A 23369-nucleotide genomic window follows, 5' to 3' on the forward strand; every position below is an offset into this window, starting at 1 on the left:
CTTACACGGGCAGGAAGTTGATGGGGTGGTCGTCGGTCGCCCACAGGTACTGGACGGCGTACGCCCGCCAGGGCCGCCAGGCCGCCGCGCGGGCGGTGAGCGCGGCCGGGGTGGAGGGCAGGCCCAGTTCGGCGGCGGCGCGGCGGATGCCGAGGTCGGTGGGGAGGAAGGCGTCGGGGTCGCCGAGGGCGCGCATGGCGATGACGTCGGCGGTCCAGGGGCCGAAGCCGGGGAGGGCCAGGAGCCGGGCGCGGGTCTCGGCCCAGTCGCTCTCGACGCCCGGGTTGACCGAGCCGTCGGCCAGGTGGGCGACCAGGGTGGTGAAGGTGGTGCGGCGGGTCCTGGGCATCGCGAGGGTCTCCGGGTCCACCGCCGCCAGCGCTTCGGTGGAGGGGAAGAGGTGGGTCAGGCCGCCCTCGGGATCGTCCACCGGATCGCCGTGCGCGGTGACCAGGCGGGCGGCGTGGGTGCGGGCGGCGGCGGTGGAGACCTGCTGGCCGAGCACGGCCCGTACGGCGAACTCCGCCTCGTCCACGGTGCGCGGCACGCGTCGGCCGGGGGCCTTGTCGACGAGCGGCGCGAGCAGCGGGTCGGCGCGCAGCTGGTCGTCGATCGCCACCGGGTCGGCGTCCAGGTCGAGCAGGCGCCGGCAGCGGCTGATGGCGACGGTCAGGTCGCGCAGGTCGCTGAGGGTGAGGCGGCAGGCGATGTGGTCGGGGCCCGGGGTGAGGGTCACGATGCCGTGACCGTACGGGAGGCGCAGGGTGCGTCGGTACGCGCCGTCCCGCCACTCCTCCACGCCGGGTACGGCGGTGGCGGCGAGGTGGCCGAAGAGGTTGTCGGGGTTGAGCGGGGCGCGGAAGGGGAGGCGGAGGGTCAGGGCGCCGGGGGCGGTGGGCGCCGGGCGGTTCCTGGGGGCGCGGGTGCGCAGTTCGCTCGGGGAGAGGGCGTAGACCTCGCGGACCGTGTCGTTGAAGGTGCGGATGGAGGAGAAACCGGCCGCGAAGGCGATGTCCGCCATCGGCAGCGGGGTGGTCTCGATCAGCAGCCGGGCGGTCTGGGCCCGCTGTGCGCGGGCGAGCGCGAGGGGGCCCGCGCCCAGTTCGGCCAGGAGCTGGCGTTCGACCTGGCGGGTGCTGTAGCCGAGGCGGGCGGCGAGGCCGGGCACGCCCTCGCGGTCCACGACGCCGTCGGCGATCAGGCGCATGGCGCGGGCCGTGAGGTCGGCGCGCTGGTTCCACTCGGGCGAGCCCGGGCTGGTGTCCGGGCGGCAGCGCTTGCACGCCCGGAACCCGGCCTGCTGGCAGGCCGCCGCGCTCGGGTAGAAGGTCATGTTCCCCGGCTTGGGCGGCACCACCGGGCAGCTGGGCCGGCAGTAGATGCGGGTCGTCAGGACGGCCGTGAAGAACCAGCCGTCGAACCGCGCGTCCTTCGACTGCACGGCGCGCACGCAGCGCTCGATGTCGGTGTGCATTCCCGTCTGCATGCGTCCAGGATGGTGCACCGGCCGGGCCGGGGCTGGCGGGAATCCGACATGGACGTGCCCCGTGCTGGGGACCCGCGGATCACTCCGGGCGCCATGCCGACTCGCGCAGCAGCCGCAGGCCGTTCAGGCCGACCAGCACGGTCGAGCCCTCGTGGCCCGCGACACCGAGTGGCAGCGGGAGGTGGCCGATGAGGTCCCACAGGACGAGGACGGTGATGAAGACCCCGGCGACGGCCAGGTTCTGGACGACCAGCCGGCGGGCGCGTCGGGAGAGGTCCACGACGGCGGGCACGGCCGTCAGCTCGTCGCGCACGACGACCGCGTCGGCGGTCTCCAGGGCCAGGTCGGAGCCGGCCCGGCCCATGGCGACGCCGGCGTGCGCGGCGGCCAGCGCGGGGGCGTCGTTGACGCCGTCGCCGACGAAGAGCACCTTGCGCCCGGCCCGCTCCCGTTCGCGTACGGCCTCGACCTTGTCCTCGGGCAGCAGTGCGGCGCGGACGTCGGTGATGCCGGTCGCGTCGGCCACGCGGGCGGCGGCGGCCGCGTGGTCGCCGGTGAGCAGGGTGGGGGCGGTGCCGGTGAGGGCGGTGAGCCGGGTGGTGGCCCGGGCCGCGTCGGCGCGGAGGCGGTCGGTGAGGGCGAGGGTGCCCAGGAGGGTGCCGTCGCGGGTGACGCGGACGGTGGTCTCGGCGCCCTCGGGTGCGTCGGCGCGGCCGACGTGCACCGTGCGGCCGTCGACCACGGCCGTCACGCCGCGGCCGGGAGCCGCCGTGAAGTCCTCCGCGGGCGCGATGGTCAGGTGCCGGGCGCGGGCGGCGGCCACGATCGCACGGGCCAGCGGGTGCTCGCTGGGGTGCTCGGCCGCGGCGGCGAGGGCGAGCAGGGCGTCCTCGTCCACACCGCGACCGGGCGACGGGCGTACGGCGGTCACCTCGGGGGTGCCCTCGGTGAGGGTGCCGGTCTTGTCGAGGGCGGCGGTGTCGATCTCGCCGAGGCGTTCCATGGCGACCGCCGACTTGACCAGGACGCCGTGCCGGCCCGCGTTGGCGATGGCCGAGAGCAGCGGCGGCATCGTGGCGAGGACGACCGCGCACGGCGAGGCGACGATCATGAAGGTCATGGCGCGCAGCAGGGCGTCCGTGAGGCCGGCGCCGAGGGCGAGGGGGATGCCGAAGACCGCGAGGGTGGCGACGACCACGCCGACCGAGTAGCGCTGCTCGATCTTCTCGATGAACAGCTGGGTCGGGGCCTTGGTGCGGGACGCCTCCTCGACCAGGGTGACGATCCGGGCGATGACCGAGTCGGCCGGGTCGCGCCCGACGCGGACGCGCAGCGCGCCGGTGCCGTTGAGGGTGCCGGCGAAGACGTCGTCGCCGGGGCGCTTGAGGACGGGCAGGGACTCGCCGGTGATGGTGGCCTGGTCGACCTCGCCGGCGCCGTCGGTCACCGTGCCGTCGGCGCCGATCCGCTCGCCGGGCCGGACCAGCAGCAGGTCGCCGACGGCGAGGTCGGCGGTCGGGACGGTCTCCTCGCGGTCCCCGGCGAGGCGGGTCGCGGTGGTGGGCGCCAGGTCGAGCAGGCCGCGCACGGAGTCGGCGGTGCGGGCGGTGGCCAGGGCCTCCAGGGCGCCGGAGGTGGCGAAGATGACGATCAGCAGGCCGCCGTCGAGCACCTGCCCGATGGCGGCCGCGCCGAGCGCCGCCACGATCATCAGCAGGTCGACGTCCAGGGTCTTCTCGCGCAGCGCCCGCAGTCCTTCGAGCGCGGGCTCCCAGCCGCCGGCGGCGTAGGCGAGCGCGTACAGCGGGCCGTACGTCCAGGCGGGGGCGCCGCCGAGGTCGAGGGGCAGGGCCACGAGGAACGCGACGAGGGAGACCAGCGCCCAGCGGGCCTCGGGCAGGGCGAGGACGCGGGTGCGGCGGCGGGGCGCCCGGCGGACGGGCACGGGGACCGGGGTGGGGGCAAGCGTGGTGGACACGCGGCACACCTTACAGGAACAAATGAAGACTCATTCATGCATTCATGTGTGGTGAGTAGGATGAACCGCATGGGTCACGGAGCCGCCACCACCGCGCAGGACGCCGCCGCACGCGTGCGGCTGGACGCGGACAACGTCGCGAAGGTCGCCACGACCCTCCAGGCCCTGTCCACCCCCTCCCGGCTGCTGATCCTCGCCCGGCTGCGCGAAGGCCCGCTGCCCGCGACCGAGTTGGCGACGGAGGTCGGCATGGAGCAGTCCGCCTGCTCCCACCAGCTGCGGCTGCTGCGCAACCTGGGCCTCGTGGTGGGTGAGCGACGTGGCCGGTCGGTGGTGTACGCGCTGCACGACGACCACGTCGCCGGTCTGCTCGACCAGGCCGTGTACCACGTGGAGCACCTGCGGCTGGGGATCAGCGACACCGCGGAGTGAGCAACCGCCGCATGGCCTCGGCCGCGCGTACGGCGGCGTCCGCGCAGCAGTTGTTGAACAGCACGTGCAGCTCGTCCGCCTGCCGGGCGGCGCGCCGCAACCGGGGCACCCAGGCGGCGAGTTCGGTCACGTCGTAGTCGTACCGGAAGCGGTCCTCCTTGCTGCCCCTCCCCCAGGCCGCGCTGCGGCCGTGGAACCGTACGACGGCGAGGGAAGGCCGGGTGACCGGCGCGATGGGCGGCAGGGACCCGGGCAGACGCTGGGCCATGTCGGTGCCGACGGCCGACGCGCCGAGAGCGGACAGCGACGCGCGGGTGGCCTCCGCACGCTCCGGCTCCCACCACCCCGGATGGCGGAACTCCACGGCGAGGGGCCACCCCTCCGTACGCAGGGCGCACGCTTCGAGCGTCTCCTCGGCCGGGTCGCCCGGTGCGAACCACGGCGGGAACTGGAACAGCACGGTGCCGAGCCGCCCTGCCTTGCGCAGCGGCTCGACCGCCTCGGCGAAGCGCCCCCACACCTCGTCCAGCAGGCCCTCACTCGCCCGCCCGCGCCGCAGCGGGCCGGGGTCGGCTCCGCGCAGGTCGGCGGGGAGGGCCTCCGCGCGCGTGGGGTGGCCGGTCAGCAGCGAGAACGCCTTGACGTCGAAGCGGAAGCCGTCCGGCGTGCGCTCCACCCACAGCTCGCTGTTGCGCCGGCTCGGCAACGCGTAGTACCCGGCGTCCACTTCGACGACGGGCAGCCGCGAGGCGTAGTGCCGCAGCCGTCCCTCCGCGTCCCGGCGCCCGCGCGGATACCAGCCGCTCGCCAGGAGCTGCCGGTCCGTCCACGAACAGGCGCCGACCAGAATCTCACCCATGGGAGCCCGGAGTACCCCGGGCTCCCGTGTTCATCCCCCGGCTACTCGGTCGCGGTGGGCCGCCGCGAGGCCCGCGTCGCGTCACGGACGTCGGTGAGCGGGCGCAGCCGGTAGGTGTACGCGTAGTCCCGGTCGGCGAAGAGCTTGAACTCGTCGTGGGTGTGCGCGCCCCAGCTGTTGTCGCCGCCGACCCCCATCTGACGGTGGTTCAGGCGCAGGACGACCTCGTCCCTCGGGGTGAGCTGGTAGTCGTGCCGCACGCCGGCCGACAGGTCCTCCGGCGTGAAGTACGAGGCGTTGGCCTCCAGGAGGGGTTCGCCGGAGGCGAGCAGGCCCGTGCCGTGGCGGTCGGTGAGGGCGATCCAGCGGACGTCGGTCTTGTTGCCGTTCTCCTGCGGTCGGATGTACGGGGTCCACTGCTCGGCGACGGTCCCGGAGTACCGGCCGACGTCCGTGCCGTCGTTGCGGTCCCAGTGGTTCTCCTCGGGTCCGCGGCCGTACCAGTGCACGCGGTCCAGGCGGCGCGGCAGGAACAGCATGGTGCCGACCTCGGGGATGTAGGGCAGGTTGGCGGCGCCCGGGTGCAGGGTGTTGTCGACCTTGATCTCGCCGTTGCCGAACACCGTGTAGGTGGCGCTGTACGTGGACTCCACCGAGGTGGGCAATGTGCCGGTGACCTTGATCTCGACGGCCCGGTCGCCGAGCGCGCGCACGGCGACGCCGGTGACCTTCCGGCGGGCGCCCGCGTCGCGCCAGGTCTGGTTGCGGGTGTGCTGGCCGTTGCCCTTGTCGTTGTCGGTGGGCGCGCGCCAGAAGTTGGGCACGGGCCCGGAGGTGATCAGCCGGGTGCCCTTCGCCTCGTAGGAGGTGATGGTGCCGGTGCGCTTGTCGACGGTGACCGAGAAGCCCTTGCCGTTGATCCTGACGTCCTGCTCGCGGTCCTCGTGGCGCAGGGCCGGGACGCTCTCCAGGCGGGCCGGGGTCACGGCGGGGGTACCGGTCTCGACGGGGAGCTGCTGCCGGGCCACCTCGAAGCCGGCCTTCGCCCACGGGGTGGACTCCTTGGTGGTGAAGGAGAGGTGGAGGAAGTACTCGGTGCCCGGGGCGGGGCGGTCCGGCAGGCGTACGGGGACGGTGATGTCCTTGCTCGACCGCGGGGCCACGTCCAGCTGCTCCCGGGTCAGCTTCCCGCGCCGTACGACCTCGCCGTCGGCGACCAGTTCCCAGCGGCCGTCGAACTCGCGGAGGTGGGTGAAGAGGTACTCGTTGGTGAGGGTGACGGCGCCGGGGCCGCCGCTGGAGGCGCGGGTGGCGTTGATGGCCTGGTAGACGCGCTTGACCTCGGCGGCCTTGCCGGTGTGGCCGCGGTCGGCGGTGACGATGCCGTCCGCGACGAAGGCGCCGTCGTTGGGGTTGTCGCCCCAGTCGCCGCCGTAGGCGAGGAACGTCTTGTCCCGGGGCCGCTTCTGCTCGGTCTTCACGGTGGCGGCGTCGAACCAGAACCGCACGCCGTCGTCGCCGGGACCGCGGCTCTCGGAGGCCAGTTCGGCGGCGCCGAGGGCGCGGGCGTAGACGCGGGCGCGGCGGACGGTGCCGCTGAACTCCCGTACCTGGTTGTCGGCGTCGGTGGCGAGCGCGAGGGGCGCGGTGTTGCTGCTGGGGCGCCGGTCGGTGGTGCGGGTGGCCCGTTCGACGCCGTCGACGTAGAGGGTCAGGGTCCCGGCGTCCGCGTCGAAGACGCCCGCGAGGTGGTGTTCGCGGCCGGTCCAGTCGTCCGGCACGGTCCAGTTCGCGGTGATCCACTGGCCCGCGGAGTGGATGAAGAACTCCAGGGTCCGGCCGTTCTGCTTGAGCGCGTACTGGGTGTCGCCCTTGGCGAGGATCGGCTGGTGGTAGCCCGTCACGTGCGGGGTGACCCAGGCCTCCAGGGTCAGTGATCCCGTGAGGTCGAGGCTGTCGTCGCGCTCGAAGACGGTGATGCCGGACAGGCCCTTGTCGCGGTCGAGGGTGCCGCGGGTGGCGAGGATCTCGCCGCGCAGCCCGGCGGGTCCGGTCTCGGTGAGCAGGGTGCGGGCGGGGACGGGCGTGTAGAGGGACTGGTCCACGAAGTCCCAGATCCAGCCGCCCTGGAGCACGTCGTACCGGCGGACGATGTCCCAGTACTTCTTGAAGTTGCCGGTGGAGTTCCCCATCGAGTGGGCGTACTCGATCATGACGTACGGCCGGGTGTCGGAGGTGTCCTTGGCGCGCTGCTCGACGCGCTGCGGGCTGTCGTACATCTCCGAGCGGATGTCGCTGACGCCGGGGCGGTCGTCGCCCTCGTACTGGATGACGCGGGTGTCGTCGTAGGAGCGGATCCAGTCGTGCATGGCGGTGAAGGTGGAGCCGCCGCCCGCCTCGTTGCCCAGCGACCAGATGACGACCGAGGCGTGGTTCTTGTCGCGGTGCACCATGTTCTGGGCGCGGGCCACGCAGGCGGCGGTCCAGTCGGGGTGGTCGCCGGGGTACTCGTCGCGGATGCCGTGGGTCTCCAGGTTGGTCTCGTCGACGAGGTAGAGGCCGTACTCGTCGGCCAGTTCCAGCCAGTACGGGTTGTTCGGGTAGTGGGAGGTGCGGACGCTGTTGATGTTCATCCGCTTGATGATCCTGATGTCCTCGACCATGTCCTCGCGGGTGAGCGCGGTGCCGCGGGAGGGGTGCATCTCGTGGCGGTTGGTGCCGCGGAAGGACACCGGCTGGCCGTTGATCCGCATCAGCCCGTCCTTGAGCGCGAACTCGCGGAAGCCGACCCGGTGGGACACGGTCTCGGTCACCTTGCCCGCGGGGTCCCGCAGGCGCAGTACGGCCGTGTAGAGATTCGGGTGCTCGGCCGACCAGAGCCGGGGCCCGGGCACCGCCTTCGCGGCCCGTACGGTGACGTCCTCACCGGCGCGGGCCGTGCCGACGTCGACGGGCTGCTCCAGCGGCCGGGACCAGACGGCGTGGCCGCGCGCGTCGTACAGCTGGGTCTCGACGGTGTAGCGGCCGGTGCCGCCCTCGCCGTACGCCCGGACGCTCGCGGTGACGGCCAGTTCGGCGTCGGTATAGGTGTCGTCGAGCGGGGTGTCCAGCTTGAAGTCGCGCAGGTGCACGGCGGGGGTGGAGTAGAGGTGGACCGAGCGGAAGATGCCGCTCACCCGGATCATGTCCTGGTCCTCCATCCAGTCGCCGTCGGAGTAGCGGTAGACCTCGACGGCGATCTGGTTGGTGCCCGGCTTGAGGTGGTCGGTGACGTCGTACTCGGACGGCGTGTAGGAGTCCTCGTCGTAACCGACCAGTTCGCCGTTGATCCACACGTAGTGCGCGGACTTGACGCCCTCGAAGTGGAGGAAGGTGCGCCGCCCCTTCCAGTCGCGGGGGACGGTGAAGGTGCGCCGGTACTGGCCGACCGGGTTGTAGCGGGTCGGCGCGGCGGGCGGCTGCGGTTCCTCGCCGAGGCCGTTGGGGCCCCAGTACGGGTAGGTGATGTTCAGGTAGATGGGGAAGTCGTGGCCGTGCAGCTGCCACACGGAGGGGACCGGGACGGTCTCCCAGTCCGCGTCGTCCACGTCGGTGCGGTGGAAGTCGGCGTCCCGGTCCTCGGGGCGGTCTGCGTAGGCGAACTTCCAGTTGCCGTCCAGGCTCAGCCGGTAGGGCGAGCGGGCACGGTCGCCGGCGAGCGCCTGCCCGACGTCCGCGTAGGGCGTGAGCGTGGTGTGCGGTGGCTGGGTGCCGAGCCGGAAGACACCGAAGTCGTTCCACTCCGGGGGCCCGTCGGCGGCCGCCCGGCTTCCGGCCGCCCGCGCCGCGACGGGCGACGCGGAGAGGGCGAGGGCGCCGAGGACGGCGGCACCGCCCTCCAGGAGACGGCGGCGGCTGACGACCGGGCGGGGACGGCCGGCCGGACCGGCCGGGGGCTGGGCGGGTGACACGGGCGAGTGCGGCATGACCGTGGCCTTCCATGGGCTTCGGGGGCGGCTCAACGCACGGTGCTGTGAGAGCAGTTGCCGTGGGGGTGGGTCACAACTGCCGGTGACACGGCGACTACTGAGTCACGGGTCACCCTAGAACCCGAACACAACCGAATCAATTACCCCGTCGGACTTTGTTCGTTCCTGGTGGAGGTGTCCGGGTCGGGGTCGTCAGGGTCGCCCATTCGACGGTGCGCTCGCACCAGCGGTCCAGCAGGACGCGGTCGTGGCCGACGGCCAGCAGTCCCGCTCCGGTCGCGGCCCGGTAGTCCTCCACGACCCGGACCAGGGCGGCCGTGGTCGAGGCGTCGAGCATCGCCGTCATCTCGTCGCACACCAGCCAGCGCGGGCGCAGCACCAGGGCCCGGGCGAGGCAGGCGCGCTGCAACTGGCCGTCGCTGACCTCGTGCGGGCGCCTGGTCAGCAGGTCGGCGGTCAGCCCCACGGTGGCGGCCAGTTCGGCGACCCGGTCGGCGGCCCCGTCCCGTCGGCCGGTGGCGCGCAGCGGTTCGGCGATCAGGTCGGCCAGTGCGAGCCGGGGGTCCGCGGAGAGGCGGGCCTGCTGGAAGACGACGCCGAAGGCGGTGCGCTGTCCCCGCGGGGCGCGGTGCCGCCAGTGCCGTACGGGGGTCCCGTCCAGGAGGAGGGTCCCGGCGTCGGGCCGGTGCAGCAGGGCCGCGACGCGGGCGAGGGTGGACTTGCCGCAGCCGCTGGGGCCGAGCAGCCCGACCGCCTCACCCGGCGCGACGGACAGGGAGACGTCCCGGAACACGGGCGTGTTCCCGCCGTACCCGGCGGTGACGGTGCGCAGTTCAAGCACGGTCGGCGGCCTCCGTGAGTACGGCGTACGGGTGGTGGCAGGCCACGTGGCCGCGCAGCGGGGGCAGGGCGGCGCAGGCGTCGGTCGTCCGGTCGCAGCGGGCGGCGAAGGCGCAGCCGTCGGGCAGGGCGCCGAGTTCGGGCGGCAGGCCGGGGATGGGGGCGAAGGCACGGTCGGGCAGCGCGTCGAGCAGGCCGCGGCTGTAGGGGTGACGTGGGCCGGGGGTGCCGAAGAACGCGGCGGCGTCGGCGAGTTCGACGATGCGGCCGGCGTACATCACGGCGACGCGGTCGGCGATGCGCTCGGCGGCGGCCAGGTCGTGGGTGATCATCAGCAGGGCACGGTCGTCGTCGGGCCGGGCGCCCCCGCCCTCGGCATGGTCGACATGTCGCCGCAGTTCGTCGACCGTGCGGTCCACCAGGTCCCGGTCGAGCCCGGTGGTCGGCTCGTCGGCGAGCAGCAGGGGCGCGTCGCCGACCAGGGCGAGGGCGGTGGCGGCGCGCTGGGCGAGGCCGCCGGAGAGTTCGTGCGGGTGGTGGTCGAGGTGGTCCGGCGGGAACGCGGCGCGCTCGGCGGCGGCCTCCGCGGCCGCGCGCAGGGCCCTGCGGCCGCCGCGGGTCCCGGTGAGTTGTGCGACCGTCTCCTCCAGGTGCGCCCGGACGGTGCGGACCGGGGTGAGGTGGGCGGCCGGGCTCTGCGGGACGAGGCCGATCAGCCGGCCCCGGACCGTGCGGGCGAGGGTCCGCTCGTCGGCGGCGAGCAGGTCCAGGTCGCCGAGGAGCGCGCGGCCCGCGGTCTGCGCGTTGCCGGGCAGCAGTCCGAGCAGCGCGGAGGCGAGGACGGACTTGCCGCAGCCGCTCTCGCCGATCAGGGCCAGGCACTCCCCGGCCGCCACGTCGAAGTGGGCGTCGGTGACGGCGGCGACCCGGCGCCCGCCCGGCATCAGGAAGCGCACCGACAGACCGCGTACCGACAGTACGGGGGCTCGCTCGGTCACAGCATCAGCTCCGATCGGCGACGGGGGTTGATCCGCTCCCGCCAGGCGCCCGCGAGTCCGGCGACGGCGAGGGTGGGCACGATGATGAACAGGCCGGGGAAGAGCGTCGGCCACCACTGCCCGGCGAGCAGCGAACCCCGGGCTTCCTGGACCAGGTTGCCGAGGCTCGCGGTGTGGGTGGGCAGCCCGAGGCCGAGGAACGACAGCGCCGACTCGTGCCACATGGCGTGCGGCACCATCAGTACGGCGGCCAGCGCGGCCTGCGGCAGCACGCCCGGCAGCAGGTGCCGCACCGTCACCCGCCACCGGGACGCGCCGCCGGAGACGGCCGCGTCGATGTGCGGACGGGCGCGCAGGGACAGCACCTCGGCGCGGACGATACGCGCGGTGGACAGCCAGTGGGTGAGCGCGACGGAGGCGACCACCGGCCAGACGCCGGGCCGGAACATCGCGACGACGAAGATGCCCAGCAGCAGGTGGGGCACGGAGGAGAAGGCGTCGACGACCCGCATGACGCCCCGGTCGACCCAGCCGCCGAGCGCCCCGGCGGCGGCGCCCACGGCGGTGCCGACGACCGTCGCGGTGAGCGCGGCCGCCACCCCGACGAGCAGCGAGACACGCAGGCCGTACACGCAGCGCAGCAGCAGGTCGCGGCCGACGTCGTCGGTGCCGAACGGGTGGGCCCGGCCGGGAGCCTCCAGCTTGGCGGCCAGGTCGACGGCCTGCTGGTCGAGCTGCACCAGCGGCGGCACGAGCAGCACGGCGAGCACGGTCGCGGTCAGCAGCACGGCACAGGTGCGCAGGCGCAAGGTACGGGTGGAGCGGCCCTCGCCACCCCGGGAGCGCCATACGGTGCCGGTCTTCTCGGCGGCGACGTCAGTCATGGCCCTCACATCTCACTGAGTTTCACCCTCGGGTCGAAGAGTCCGTAGAGCAGGTCGGCCAGCAGGTTCCCGGCGAGTACGGCGGCGGTGGCGAGGGTGGTCAGGGCGGCGAGCAGCGGGAAGTCGACGGCGGTGGCGGCCTCGACGGTGGCGGCGGCGATGCCGGGCCAGCTGAAGACGCTCTCCACCAGCAGGGCACCGGTGATGAGTTCGGGAACGCGGGAGCCGATCAGGGTGAGCACGGGCAGCAGCCCCGAGCGCAGGGCGTGTCCGAGCAGGACGGTGCCCTCCCCCAGCCCGCGGGCCCGCGCCCCGCGCACCGGGTCCTCCGCGAGGGCGTCGGCGACGCCCTGGCGCACGTAGAGGGTGAACCAGGGCAGTTGGGAGGCGGCGAGCACACCGGCGGGCAGCACGAGGTGGCCTGCGACCTGCCCCGGGGTGACCTGTTCGCTGGCGGTGTCGGTCAGACCGCCGGCGGGCAGCACGTCCCACTGGAGGGCGAACAGCCACACGGCGAGCAGCGCGATCCAGAAGACCGGCGCGGCCTCCAGGGTGTACGCGAGGGAGGTGACCGCCCGGTCCAGCATCGAGCCGGGCCGGCGGGCGGCCAGCACGCCGAGGAGCGTGCCGAGGGTCACGGCGACGGTGAAGGCGACGGCGCACAACAGCGCGGACCAGGCGAGCCGTTCCCCGATCACCTGTGTCACCGGCTGCCGCAGCACGCTGGAGTGGCCGAGGTCGCCGGTGAGCGCGGAGGTCAGCCAGTGCCACCAGCGGACGACGAAGGACTCGTCCACACCGAGGTTCTCGCGCAGCCGGTCCAGGGTCTCCTGGTCGGCGCCGAGCGCGGCGGTGCCGGCGTACGCCTTGACCGGGTCGAAGGGCGAGGCGGCGGCGATCGCGAACACGCCGAAGGTGACGACGAGGACGACGGGGACGGCGAACAGCGCGCGCCGCCCCGCCAGCCGTGCCATCGCGCCCCACGGCAGCCGTCGGGCCGGTCGGATCACTTCTTCGGCCGCCAGTCCTGGATGTTCCACCAGGGCCCGCTGGCGAAGCCGTGCTCGTGCGGCTCCAGTTGGGTGGTCAGCCCGTCCCAGCGGTCGGCGAGGACGTAGAGGTGGTCGATGTGGGTGAGGAAGGTGTAGCCGGGGTCCGTCACGAGGGCCTGCTGGACCTTCTCGTAGGCGGCGGCGCGCACCTCCGGGTCCTGGCTGCGGCGCCCGGTGTCGAGCGCCTCGTCCACGGCCGGGTTGTCGTAGTGGGCCATGTTGTTGAAGCCGTCGCCGGCGAGTGAGGAGTGCAGCAGGGTGTAGAGGCCGAAGTCGGGGTCGCCGACGCTGCCGAAGCCCGCGAGGACCGCGTCGGACTTCATCCGCGGCTCGATGACCTCCCAGGTGGCGCCCTCGACCCTCACCTCGACGCCGGCCTTCTTGGCGTCGGAGGCGTAGGCGAGCGCGTGGTCCTGGCGGACCTTGTCGCCGGAGGGGTAGTACAGGGTGAAGGAGGCGCGCTGTCCGTCCTTGGCGCGGATGCCGCCGGAGCCGGGCTTCCAGCCGGCCTCGTCCAGGATGCGCTTGGCCGCGGCGAGGTCGTGGGGGCGCTCGATGCCGCGCTCGTACCAGGGGTCGTCGGCGGGCAGCGGTCCGTACGCCGGCCGGCCCGCGCCGTCGAGGATCTGGTCGACCATGGCCTGCCGGTCCACGGCGGCGTCCAGGGCCCTGCGGATCGCGCGGTCACCGGTGACCTTGCCGGAGGTGGGCAGGGTGACGGCCCGGAAGTCGTAGGACCTGGCCCGGTAGGTCCGCCTGCCGTCGTCCTTCGCGAAGGTGGCGGCGAGGTTGGGCGGCAGGACGGCGCCGTCGAGGTCGCCGGAGCGCAGCCGGGTGGCGCGTACGTTGTCGTCGGCGATGACGGCCATGGTGAACGACTTCACCGCGGGCTTCTCGCCCCAGTAGTGCGGGTTGGCCTTGAAGCCGAGTTTCTCGCCCTTGCTCCAGCCGGTGAGCACGTACGGTCCGGTGCCGACCGGCTCGCGGTTGAAGTCACCGGTGTTGGGGTCCTGTTCCCCCGCGATGTGCTCGGGGACGATGGGCAGGACGGTGCGGGCGGCGAAGGCCGCGTAGGGGTACTTGAGCGTGAAGACGACGGTGTCGTCCCCGCCGGCGCGGACGGCCTCGACGGCGTCGAGTTCGCTGCGGGCGGTGTTGTTGGTCTTCTCGTCGAGGACCGTGCGGTACGTGTAGACCACGTCCTCGGCCGTCAGCGGTTCGCCGTCGCTGAACTTCACGCCGTCGCGCAGGGTGTACGTGTAGGTCCGGCCGCCGTCGGTGACCTCCGGCAGTGCGGTGGCGAGCGCGGGCTTCAGCTTCAGGTCGGTGTCCCGGGCGAGCAGCCCGTCGAAGATCTTGGAGTTTCCGTCCTTGCCGTAGCCGAGCAGCGGGCTGAGGGTGTCCGGCTCCGAGGCGACCCCGATCACGACGGACTCGGCCGCTCCGGCGTCGCCGTCCTTCCCTCCGTCCGAGGGCGCGGAGCAGGCGGTTGCACCGGCGGCGAACGCCACCGCGGCGGCGGCACTCCGTATCGGAAGCTTCCGATCGGTCCGACGGGTCCAACGGGTCCGACGGGCTGTCATGTCTCCCCCACGCTTGTTGTCGATACGTGGCTATTGCACATCACTTGCAATAAAGCGTCAAGCCAGGTGGAGCGAGTGCCGGGTAGGGGGGCGAAGGTTCAGCGCGCCAAGCCGTTGCCGGAGAACCCGGCGACGGGAACAACGGACCGGTGGACGAGGTACAGGACAGCCTTCGGTCGACTGCCGGACGCTGCTCAACGGGCAGGACGTGGGCGGGGCGACCGTGGCCGATCAGCGCGGAAGCATGGTCGTCGGCTCCCTGTGGCCCGTCGGCGGCGGAGCGGCGATCGCCGTCACCGCGCCGGCCATCGGGACCGCCCGGGAAGGGACCGCTTCCGGGGCACCGGGTTCTCCCGGCGTCGCCGGTGAGCCGTCGGCGCCCGGGTCGTAACGGGCACCCCGGCCGCGGTCAGCCCACCCGCGCCGCGAACGCCTCGTACGCACGGTCGTCGAAGAGGACGAAGCGGACCTCCGTGACCGACGTCCCGCTGGTCCGTACCGTCTCCACGGCGATGCGGGCCGCGTCGTCGAGCGGCCAGCGGTAGACGCCGGTGGAGATGGCCGGGAAGGCGACGGTGCGGGCGCCCAACTCGTCGGCGACGCGGAGGGATTCGCGGTAGCAGGAGGCGAGGAGGGCCGAGCGGTCCTCGGTGGCGCTGTGCACCGGGCCGACCGTGTGGATCACCCAGCGCGCGTCCAGGTCGCCCGCGGTGGTGGCGACCGCACGGCCGGTGGGCAGGCCCTTGCCGAGGTGCCCGGCGCGCAGCCTGCGGCACTCCGCCAGGATCGCGGGGCCGCCGCGCCGGTGGATGGCGCCGTCGACGCCGCCTCCGCCGAGGAGGGAGGAGTTGGCGGCATTGACGATCGCGTCGGCGCTCTCGCGGGTGATGTCGCCCTGGACGAGGGTGATGTCGGTCATGTCTGCCTCAGCCTCCGCCAGACCGCCTTCGCCGCGTTGTGGCCCGACATGCCGTGGACGCCGGGGCCCGGCGGGGTGGCCGACGAGCAGATGAAGACCGCCGGGTGCGGGGTCGAGTACGGGAACAGGGAGAGCTTGGGACGCAGGAGGAGCTGCAGTCCGGAGACCGCGCCTGACGCGATGTCGCCGCCGACGTAGTTGGCGTTGCGGACGGCGAGTTCGGGCGGGCCGGCGGTGGCGCGGGCCAGGACGCAGTCGCGGAAACCGGGGGCGAAGCGCTCCAGTTGGCGTTCTATGGCGTCGGTGAGGTCGCCGGTCCAGCCGTTGGGGACGTGACCGTACGCCCAGAAGACGTGCTTGCCCGCCGGGGCGCGGCCGGGGTCGACGACGCTGGGCTGCACGGTGATGAGGAACGGCCGCTCGGGGGCGCGGTCGGTGCCGGAGGCGGCGTCCAGGGCGGCGCCGATCTCCGCGCTGTCGGCGCCGATCTGCACGGTGCCCGCGCTGCGGGGCGCCTCGGCCGTCCAGGGGACGGGGCCGTCCAGCGCGTAGTCGATCTTGAAGACGCCCGGGCCGTACCGGTAGTTCGCGTAGTGGTTGCCGAGTCCGGCGATGCGGGCCAGGGCCGTGGGCGAGGTGTCGAAGACGTACGCCCGCGCGGGCGGCAGGTCGTCCAGGCGCTTGACCTCGTAGTCGGTGTGCACCGTGCCGCCGAGGTCCTTCAGGTAGGCGGCCAGGGCGTCGGAGATGGACTGGGAGCCGCCGCGGGCCACGGGCCAGCCGCGGGCGTGTGCGGCCAGCGCGAAGACCAGGCCTATGGCGCCGGTCGCGAAGCCGCCGAGCGGGGCCATGACGTGTGCGACGAGCCCGGCGAAGAGGGTCTTGACGCGGTCGTCGCGGAAGCGGCGCATCAGCCACGTCGACGGGGGCAGGCCGACCAGTCCGAAGCGGGCGAGGGTGACCGGGTCGCGGGGCAGCGCGGTGAGCGGCAGGGACATGAAGTCCCGGGCCAGGGTGTCCCACCTGGGCAGGAAGTGTTCGACCAGCCTGCGGTACGCACCGGCGTCACGCGGCCCGAAGGACGCGGCCGTCTCGCCGACCGAGCGGGACAGCACGGCGGCCGAGCCGTCGAGGAAGGGGTGCGCCATGGGCAGGCCGGGGTGCAGCCACTCGAGGCCGTACCGCTCCAGGGGGAGATTCCGGAAGGCCGGGGAATTGATGCCGAGCGGGTGCGCGGCCGAGCACGGGTCGTGCCGGAAGCCGGGCAGGGTCAGCTCCTCCGTGCGCGCTCCGCCGCCCACGGTGCCCTGCGCCTCGAACACGGCGACCGAGAAGCCGCGGCGGGCCAGCTCCACGGCTGCGGTCAGCCCGTTCGGCCCCGCACCCACTACGACCGCATCGAGCATCGACGGCACCTTCGGACCCCTTCGTCTGCCGATGGCCACTGGGGATCAGGATATGCCCGGGGTCCGACAGCGCGCGGTCGCGGGTGGGCGGGACCTCGCGCCCGGCGCCCTGCCGGCGCTCGGCGAACGGGCGCCGAGGGCTCAGGCGGCCGCCGCGGCGCGGAACGTGCTGGGGCTGAGGCCCTTGTGGCGTTTGAAGGCGGCACTGAAACCGAAGGCGTCGGCATAGCCGACGGATCTGGCGACCTGGGCGATGCTGAGGTCCGTGTCGGTCAGCAGCGCCTCGGCGTCGGCCATCCGGCATTCGGTGAGGTAGGCGAGCGGCGGGCAGCCCATCAGCCCGGTGAAGCGCTTGGCGAACAGCGCCCGCGAGACGCCCGCTTGAGCGGCGAGCGACGCCACCGTCCAGGACTGGTCGGGGCGGCTGTGGAAGGCCCGCAGCGCGGGGGCGAGCACCGGGTCGGCCAGGCCCCGGTACCAGCTGGGCGCGTCGGCGCCCGCCTGGTCGAACCAGGTGCGCAGTGTGCACACCAGGGCCCAGTCGAGGAGCCGGTCCATGAGCGCCTGGGAACCGGCGGAGAGCCGGGCGGTGTCGGCGGCGGCCGTCTCCAGCCAGGCGCAGACCTCGGCGTCCTCGCTGACGACCAGGAGGTGCGGCAGGGCGCGCAGGAGCCGCTCGTGGCGGTGGCCCGAGGCGCGGTAGGCGCCCACGACCAGCGCGGTCGCCCCGTGCGGTTCGGTGCCCCAGCGGATGCCGCCGAGTTTCTCGGCGGTGCACTCGGCATCCGTGAAGCACGCGATCTCGTACTCGGTGTGCGGGCCGTCGAGCGTGGTGGGCCGGTCCGCGAGGAGGAACGGCGCCGGGCCGCGCACGATGGCCGTGTCGCCCGCGCCGACCGTCCGTCGGGTGCCGTCGGGCAGCAGCAGGGTGCCGCCGCCGCGCAGCACGCTGACCATGGTGAGCGGCGCCCCGTCGGTGAAGCGGACGGACCAGGGCGCGGTCAGTACGGCGTGGCTGACGACCGAGCCCTCGGCCCGGATGCCGCTCAGCAGTGACGTCAAGGGATCCACCTCACCAGCGTAGACGATCACACATGTTTCCCAGACTTTCTCCCATGGATCATCTACTCGGCCACGGCTGTACTGGACGCGTCGCAACGGACCGAGACCAGCCGGGAGACCCCGTGACGCAGCCCAGCAGCAAGACCAGGACCGCCCTCGTGGTCGTCGCGCACCACCGCGCCGACTCCCTCACCGCCCACACCGCCCGCCGCAGCACCGACCGCCTGGAGGCCGCCGGATACCGCGTCGACCTGCTCGACCTGCACGCCGAGGGCTTCGACCCGCGGATGAACACGGCGGACCAGCCCGACTGGGGCGACCGGGAGAAGGCGTACTCGCAGGAGGCGCGGGCCCATATGCGGCGCGTCCTCGACGCCGACGTGATCGTCGCCGTCTTCCCGGTGTACTGGCAGAGCGTGCCCGCGATCCTCAAGGGGTGGATCGACCGCGTGTGGAACTACGGCTTCGCCTACGGCCGCAGCAGGCCGCGCCTCGCCGGCAAGCGCATGCTGTGGCTGGGCCTGGCCGGTGCCACCGCCGACGACCCGATCACCGAGGGGATGCACTCCCTCCTGGAGGCCAACCTCAACGAGGGCATCGCCTACTACTGCGGCCTCTCCCACTCGACCGTCGGCCTGCTCACCGACGCGGAGGACCGCCCCCAGCGCGTCGACGCCGCGGGCAATCTGCTGGTCGGCGACGCGGTCGCGGGCGCCGAGCGGGAGGCGCAGTACGCCGACTTCGACCGGCGTGCGCGGGAGTTCGTGGAGAAGTTCCTCGCCGAGGAGGGGGTGACGGCCTGACGGCGCCGGGGATCAGGCCTCCCCCGACAGCAGGGCCACCACCCGGCGGGCCGTGGCCGCGTCGCGGGCGGCGGTGAACGGCAGTTCATTGCCCCCGGTGATGCGGAAGGGCTCGCCCGTGCGGGTCAGGTGGGTGCCGCCCGCCTCCTCGACCAGGAGGAGACCGGCCGCGTGGTCCCACGCCGCCTCCCAGGAGAAGGCGGTGGCGTCGGACTCGCCGCGGGCGACGGCCAGGTACTCCAGACCGGCCGAACCGCAGGGGCGGGGGGCCACGCCCGGGGTGCGCAGGGCGAGCAGGTCGCGCTTCTGCTCGTCCGTCGTGTAGTCCGGGTGGGACGTGGCCACCCGCAGCTCGCGGCCCGGCTCGGGCGGCCCCGCGTACAGCCGCTCGCCGTCCTGGTAGGCGCCCCGGCCCCGTACGGCCGTGGCGAGCCGGTCGTCGGCGGGGGCGTAGGTCCAGGAGGCGTGCACGACCCCGCGGTGGGCGAGCGCGACCAGCGTGCAGAAGCCTTCCTCGCCGCGCACGAACTGCCGGGTCCCGTCGACCGGGTCGACGATCCACACCGGGGCCTCGCCGCGTATCGCCCCGTACGACGCCGGGTTCGCGTGCACCGCCTCCTCGCCGACCACCACCGAGCCCGGCAGCAGTGCGGCCAGGACCTCGGTGAGGTACAGCTCGGCCCTGCGGTCGGCGTCCGTCACCAGGTCGTGCGGGCCGGCCTTCTGGTCGACCTCGTGTGCCGCGAGCCGGCGCCAGCGCGGCATGATCTCCTGCGCGGCCGCCTTGCGGACGGCCTCCTCCACGTCGTCGGTGTGCCGGGCGAGAAACTCGTCGATGGTTTCGTTGTTCTCGATCATGGCTCCATGAGAGCACGCGCCACTGACAATCCCCACCCGGGTGGTGTACTCCGGGTGGCATCGCGACGAACACCCGGTGCGGGCGCCGGCGGGCGTCAGCGGCCGACCGCGTATCCCTGCATGCCGCGCGGGTTCGCCGCCGCCGACAGCACGCCCGTCTCCGGGTCCCGCGCGACGGCGCACAGCCGCCCCTCCGACCACGCCTCGCCCACCGTCACGTCGTGCCCGCGCCGCCGCAGTTCCTCGACGACCTCCGCCGGCATCCGGGACTCCACGGTGACGGAGCCCGCCCGCATGCCGCGCGGGAAGAAGGACCCGGGGAAGCTGTCGGTGTGCCAGTTCGGGGCGTCGACGGCGCCCTGCAGGTCGAGCCCGCCGCGGACCCGTGCCCGCAGCGCGACCGCCAGGAAGAAGTGCGTCTGCCACTGGTCCTGCTGGTCGCCGCCGGGGGTGCCGAAGGCCATGACCGGCACCCCGTCGCGCAGGGCGATGGACGGCGTGAGCGTGGTGCGCGGGCGGCGGCCCGGCGTGAGCGAGTTGGGCAGCCCCTCCTCCAGCCAGGTCATCTGGAGCCGGGTGCCGAGCGGGAAGCCCAGCTCGGGCACGACGGGGTTGGACTGGAGCCAGCCGCCGCTGGGCGTGGCCGAGACCATGTTGCCCCAGCGGTCCACGATGTCCAGGTGGCAGGTGTCGCCGCGGGTCCCGCCGTCGGCGGCGACGTCCGGCTCCCCCGGCACCGGGGACGCCGGGCTCTTGGCGACCGTCGGCTCGCCGACCCCGAGGGCGTCGAGGCCCTCCCCCTCCACGGCCGCGACGAGCGCCTGCGCGCCGAGCCTCGGCGTGCGCCCGCCCGGCGCGCCGGGCCGCAGTTCGAACGATGCCTTGTCGCCGACGAGTTGCCGCCGGACCGCGTTGTACTCGGGCGACAGCAGGTCGGCGAGCGGCACCTGGTCCGCGCCGTCCGCGTCGCCGTACCAGGCCTCCCGGTCGGCCATGGCCAGCTTGCAGCCCTCGACCAGCAGATGGACGTAGTCGGCGGAGGCGTAGGCGGGCAGCTCGGGCGGGAGCAGCGCCAACTGCTGGAGCAGCACGGGCCCCTGACTCCAGGGGCCGGCCTTGCACAGGGTCCAGCCGTTCCAGTCGTAGGTCGCCGGGGCCTCGTAGTGGGCGGACCAGCCGGCGAGGTCGGCGGCGGTCAGGGTGCCGGTGTGGCGCTCCCCGCTGGTGTCCAGGGTGGGCCGCCCGGCCTGGCGTACGAGGGCCGCCGCGATGAACCCGGAGCGCCAGATCTCCCGCGCCGCGTCGATCTCCGCCTCCCGGGTCCCCACCGGCCCCGCTTTCCGGCCCGCGCCGGACGCCTCGGCCAGCAGCCGCTTCCAGGTGGCGGCGAGGGCCGGGTTGCGCAGCAGCTCGCCGGGGCGGGGCGGGCGGCCGTCCGGCAGGTAGACCTCGGCGGACGACGTCCACTCGGTCTCGAACAGCTCCCGGACGGTCTCCACGGTCTCCGCGACGCGCTCCACGGGGGCGTGCCCGTGCTCGGCGTAACCAATGGCGTACTTCAGCACCTCGGCCAGTGACCTGGTGCCGTGGTCGCGCAGCAGGAGCAGCCAGGCGTCGAAGGCTCCCGGCACGGCCGCGGCCAGTGGTCCGGTGCCGGGCACCAGGTCGAGTCCGAGCCCCTTGTAGTGCGCGACCGTGGCCCCGGCCGGTGCCACGCCCTGCCCGCACAGCACCCGTACCTCGCCGCCCGCCGGCGCGAGCAGGATCGGTACCTCTCCGGCGGGCCCGTTGAGGTGCGGTTCGACGACGTGCAGCACGAAGGCTCCGGCCACGGCGGCGTCGTAGGCGTTGCCCCCGTCCTCCAGCACCGCCATGGCCGACTGCGAGGCCAGCCAGTGCGTGGAGGACACCATGCCGAAGGTGCCCTGGAGGGTGGGGCGAGTCGTGAACCGCATGTGCGACCTCGGTGTTCGGGGCTCGGTCGGTCCATCCAACATCAGAAACGGCCTCGGGGGAATGCCGTGTTCCACGGTCCCGCGCGCCGCCGTCACGCGCAGCGCAGTCCGGTCAGTTCCTCGGAGCGCGCCCAGATCCGACGGGCCTCGTCCGTGCTCCGCAGGCGGCTGTAGAGCTTCTGCCGGGCGGGCGGTCCGCCCAGCCGGCCCGGGCCGCCGGGGCCGTAGAACGCGCCACGTCCGGCCTGCGGCGAGGTGGCGGCGTACAGCGCGGGGAGCTGCGCGGTGCGGACCGTGCCGAGGAGGATGCCGCGGGCGGACAGGACGCGGATGACCCGCACGCCCGGGGTGTCCCGGGCGCGGCCCACTTCGGGGCGGGCGGCGAGCAGGTTGGTGGGGGCGACGCCCGGGTGGGAGAGGTTGCTGGTGATGCCCCAGTCACCGGCCTCGCTGCGGCGGTCGAGTTCCAGCCCGAAGAGGCCGAACGCGATCTTCGACTGGCTGTAGGCGCGCATGCCGTCGTAGGAGCGTTCCCAGTTCAGGTCGTCCCAGTTGATGGCGTTCCGGTTCGCCGCGACGCTGATCTGGGAGGTCACCCGCGCCCGGCCGGCCCGCAGCAGCGGCAGCAGGCGGGCGACGAGGGCGAAGTGGCCGAGGTGGTTGGTGCCGAACTGCAGCTCGAACCCGTCCGCGGTGGTCTGCCGCGCGGGCGGTGTCATGACACCGGCGTTGTTGACGAGCAGGTGGATCGGGCGGTCCTCCGCCAGCAGGGTGTCGCCCAGCGCCGCCACGGAGGTGAGCGAGGACAGGTCGAGGGTGCGCAGGGACACCTCCGCACCGGGCACCCGCGCCCGGATCGCGGCCAGTGCCGCCTCGCCCTTGCGCGGGTTGCGGACCGGCAGGAGCACCTCCGCACCGGCGGCCGCGAGGCGGGTGGCGATGCCGAGCCCGAGGCCGTCGCTCGCGCCGGTGACGACCGCGCGCCGGCCGGTCAGATCGGGGACGGTGATGTCGAAGTCGGTGCGTGGCATGAGCTGGCTCCTGGCGGTGTCGTTGCTTCCCTCGTCGTGTCGTCGCTTCCACCATGACCGGATCCGGTGACGGGATGCAGGGTCTGCCGATCCCCTGATCGCGCGGCCGAGGGTAGGGCTATCTCATGCTCTTTACGCAGGTCAGCGACGGTTTCCCGGCAGTCGGCGGACGCGCCGGACGCCGTAAGGGGGGATCGGCGATCCGTGGCTGCGCCGCCGCGGCGGCGATAGAAAGGGGGGAAGCGGCACCGGAGGAGAGGGCCTCATGGAGATCGACCGGAGCGGGCTCGCCGCCTTCCTGCGGCGCCGGCGGGAACTGCTGCAGCCCGAGGACGTCGGACTCCCGAGGGGACCGCGCCGCCGGACCAGTGGCCTGCGCCGCGAGGAGGTCGCGGCGCTGTGCCACATGTCGACCGACTACTACGCGCGCCTGGAACGGGAGCGCGGCCCGCAGCCCTCGGCCCAGATGGCCGCCTCGATCGCCCAGGGCCTGCACCTGTCCCTGGACGAGCGCGACCACCTGTTCCGCCTGGCCGGGCACAACCCGCCGGTGCGCGGCTCGGCCGGGGAGCACGTCGGCCCGGGTCTGCTGCGCATCCTCGACCGGCTGGCCGACACCCCCGCCGAGATCGTCACCGAACTCGGGGAGACCCTGCGCCAGACGCCGCTCGGCGTGGCCCTGACCGGCGACACCACCAAGTTCACCGGACCGGAACGGAGCATCGGCTTCCGCTGGTTCACCCTGCCGGCCACCCGCGCCCTGTACGCGCCGGAGGAGCACGCCCTGCTCTCCCGCGTGTTCGCGTCCGGGCTGCGCCAGGTCGTCACGCTGCGGGGGCCCGGCTCCCGGGCCGCGCACTACGCCGGCCTCCTCCTGGAGCGCAGCGGGGAGTTCCGCGCCCTGTGGGACACGCACGAGGTGGGCGTCCGCCCCGGCCTGGTCAAACGCTTCCGTCACCCCGAGGTCGGCCTCCTCGAACTGGACTGCCAGACCCTTCTCGACCCCGACCAGTCGCACCTGCTGCTCGTCTACACCGCCACCCCCGGCACCGAGAGCCACGAAAAGCTGCGCCTGCTGTCCGTGATCGGCGCCCAGCCGCTCGGCTGACCGCACCGCGTACGCGAGGGCTCTGTACGAACTCCGTTTCCCCGTTGTATGACTGCTCCCTATGTGATGGCGGAGGCGTTCACCCGGGACGCGTGTCGCGGGTATCGGTTGACAACGTTGTCCACAGGGAGAGGGTCCGTGCTCGTC

The 23369-nt window shown here is 73.7% G+C and carries 18 protein-coding genes; 3 read left to right on the plus strand and 15 right to left on the minus strand.

From position 1 onward, the window contains the following. Position 1: 1 nt before the first annotated feature. Positions 2–1474 carry an AlkA N-terminal domain-containing protein gene (locus ACZ56V_RS30665; protein ID WP_398916091.1) on the minus strand — a complete coding sequence of 491 codons (1473 nt, stop codon included), beginning with the start codon at positions 1472–1474 and terminating at the stop codon, positions 2–4. A gap of 91 nt (positions 1475–1565) precedes the next feature. Then, positions 1566–3464, minus strand: coding sequence for a heavy metal translocating P-type ATPase (locus tag ACZ56V_RS30670; protein ID WP_468946780.1), 1899 nt, complete (start codon positions 3462–3464; stop codon positions 1566–1568). 69 nt (positions 3465–3533) lie between these two features. On the opposite strand from ACZ56V_RS30670, the gene ACZ56V_RS30675 reads away from it, so the two are divergent. Further along, entirely contained in the window at positions 3534–3896 is a 363-nt protein-coding gene (locus ACZ56V_RS30675; RefSeq protein WP_468946783.1) for an ArsR/SmtB family transcription factor, read from the plus strand. Here ACZ56V_RS30675 and ACZ56V_RS30680 read toward each other — a convergent pair. The 10 genes from ACZ56V_RS30680 to ACZ56V_RS30725 form a co-directional block, all read right to left on the minus strand. Beyond that, positions 3877–4755: a DUF72 domain-containing protein gene (locus ACZ56V_RS30680; RefSeq protein ID WP_468946785.1), complete on the minus strand. Its 879-nt coding sequence runs from the start codon at positions 4753–4755 to the stop codon at positions 3877–3879. The genes ACZ56V_RS30675 and ACZ56V_RS30680 overlap by 20 nt on opposite strands. Positions 4756–4796: 41 nt before the next feature. Then, the gene (locus ACZ56V_RS30685) at positions 4797–8720 is read right to left on the minus strand and encodes a glycoside hydrolase family 2 TIM barrel-domain containing protein (RefSeq protein WP_468946786.1); all 3924 of its coding nucleotides are present in this window, start codon (positions 8718–8720) and stop codon (positions 4797–4799) included. A 139-nt stretch (positions 8721–8859) separates the two neighbouring features. Beyond that, the gene (locus ACZ56V_RS30690) at positions 8860–9564 is read right to left on the minus strand and encodes an ABC transporter ATP-binding protein (RefSeq protein WP_398915850.1); all 705 of its coding nucleotides are present in this window, start codon (positions 9562–9564) and stop codon (positions 8860–8862) included. Then, positions 9557–10561 carry an ABC transporter ATP-binding protein gene (locus ACZ56V_RS30695; RefSeq protein WP_468946790.1) on the minus strand — a complete coding sequence of 335 codons (1005 nt, stop codon included), beginning with the start codon at positions 10559–10561 and terminating at the stop codon, positions 9557–9559. The genes ACZ56V_RS30690 and ACZ56V_RS30695 overlap by 8 nt, the downstream gene beginning before the upstream one ends. Next, complete coding sequence (locus tag ACZ56V_RS30700; RefSeq protein ID WP_467382718.1) at positions 10558–11445, minus strand: ABC transporter permease; 888 nt, start codon at positions 11443–11445, stop codon at positions 10558–10560. The genes ACZ56V_RS30695 and ACZ56V_RS30700 overlap by 4 nt, the downstream gene beginning before the upstream one ends. 5 nt (positions 11446–11450) lie before the next feature. Further along, positions 11451–12419 (minus strand): ABC transporter permease, encoded by a 969-nt coding sequence (locus ACZ56V_RS30705; RefSeq protein ID WP_467382913.1) that lies wholly within the window; start codon positions 12417–12419, stop codon positions 11451–11453. Between the two features lie 32 nt (positions 12420–12451). Continuing rightward, positions 12452–14080: an ABC transporter substrate-binding protein gene (locus ACZ56V_RS30710; protein WP_468946792.1), complete on the minus strand. Its 1629-nt coding sequence runs from the start codon at positions 14078–14080 to the stop codon at positions 12452–12454. Positions 14081–14489: 409 nt separating this feature from the next. After that, positions 14490–14999, minus strand: a complete 510-nt coding sequence (locus ACZ56V_RS30715) for an O-acetyl-ADP-ribose deacetylase (RefSeq protein ID WP_398915843.1) — start codon at positions 14997–14999, stop codon at positions 14490–14492. Next, a complete protein-coding gene (locus tag ACZ56V_RS30720; RefSeq protein WP_468946796.1) occupies positions 14996–16405 on the minus strand; it encodes a phytoene desaturase family protein in 1410 nt (469 codons plus the stop codon). The genes ACZ56V_RS30715 and ACZ56V_RS30720 overlap by 4 nt, the downstream gene beginning before the upstream one ends. A 141-nt stretch (positions 16406–16546) precedes the next feature. Further along, positions 16547–17476 carry an AraC family transcriptional regulator gene (locus ACZ56V_RS30725; protein WP_468946799.1) on the minus strand — a complete coding sequence of 310 codons (930 nt, stop codon included), beginning with the start codon at positions 17474–17476 and terminating at the stop codon, positions 16547–16549. 113 nt (positions 17477–17589) lie between these two features. Here ACZ56V_RS30725 and ACZ56V_RS30730 point away from each other — a divergent pair, with 113 nt between their 5' ends. Further along, a complete protein-coding gene (locus ACZ56V_RS30730) occupies positions 17590–18270 on the plus strand; it encodes an NAD(P)H oxidoreductase (protein ID WP_468946802.1) in 681 nt (226 codons plus the stop codon). Positions 18271–18282: 12 nt separating this feature from the next. Here ACZ56V_RS30730 and ACZ56V_RS30735 read toward each other — a convergent pair whose 3' ends face one another. The 3 genes from ACZ56V_RS30735 to ACZ56V_RS30745 all read right to left on the minus strand — a co-directional run bounded on the left by ACZ56V_RS30735 (position 18283) and on the right by ACZ56V_RS30745 (position 22114). After that, positions 18283–19128, minus strand: a complete 846-nt coding sequence (locus ACZ56V_RS30735; RefSeq protein ID WP_467382712.1) for an inositol monophosphatase family protein — start codon at positions 19126–19128, stop codon at positions 18283–18285. Positions 19129–19223: 95 nt separating this feature from the next. Continuing rightward, entirely contained in the window at positions 19224–21083 is a 1860-nt protein-coding gene (locus ACZ56V_RS30740; protein WP_468946806.1) for a gamma-glutamyltransferase family protein, read from the minus strand. 92 nt (positions 21084–21175) lie between these two features. Continuing rightward, complete coding sequence (locus tag ACZ56V_RS30745) at positions 21176–22114, minus strand: SDR family oxidoreductase (protein ID WP_398915833.1); 939 nt, start codon at positions 22112–22114, stop codon at positions 21176–21178. Between the two features lie 265 nt (positions 22115–22379). On the opposite strand from ACZ56V_RS30745, the gene ACZ56V_RS30750 reads away from it, so the two are divergent. Next, positions 22380–23222, plus strand: coding sequence for a helix-turn-helix transcriptional regulator (locus ACZ56V_RS30750; protein ID WP_468946810.1), 843 nt, complete (start codon positions 22380–22382; stop codon positions 23220–23222). Positions 23223–23369 lie beyond the last annotated feature (147 nt).

This window comes from Streptomyces sp. NPDC034099 (genome assembly GCF_055575415.1).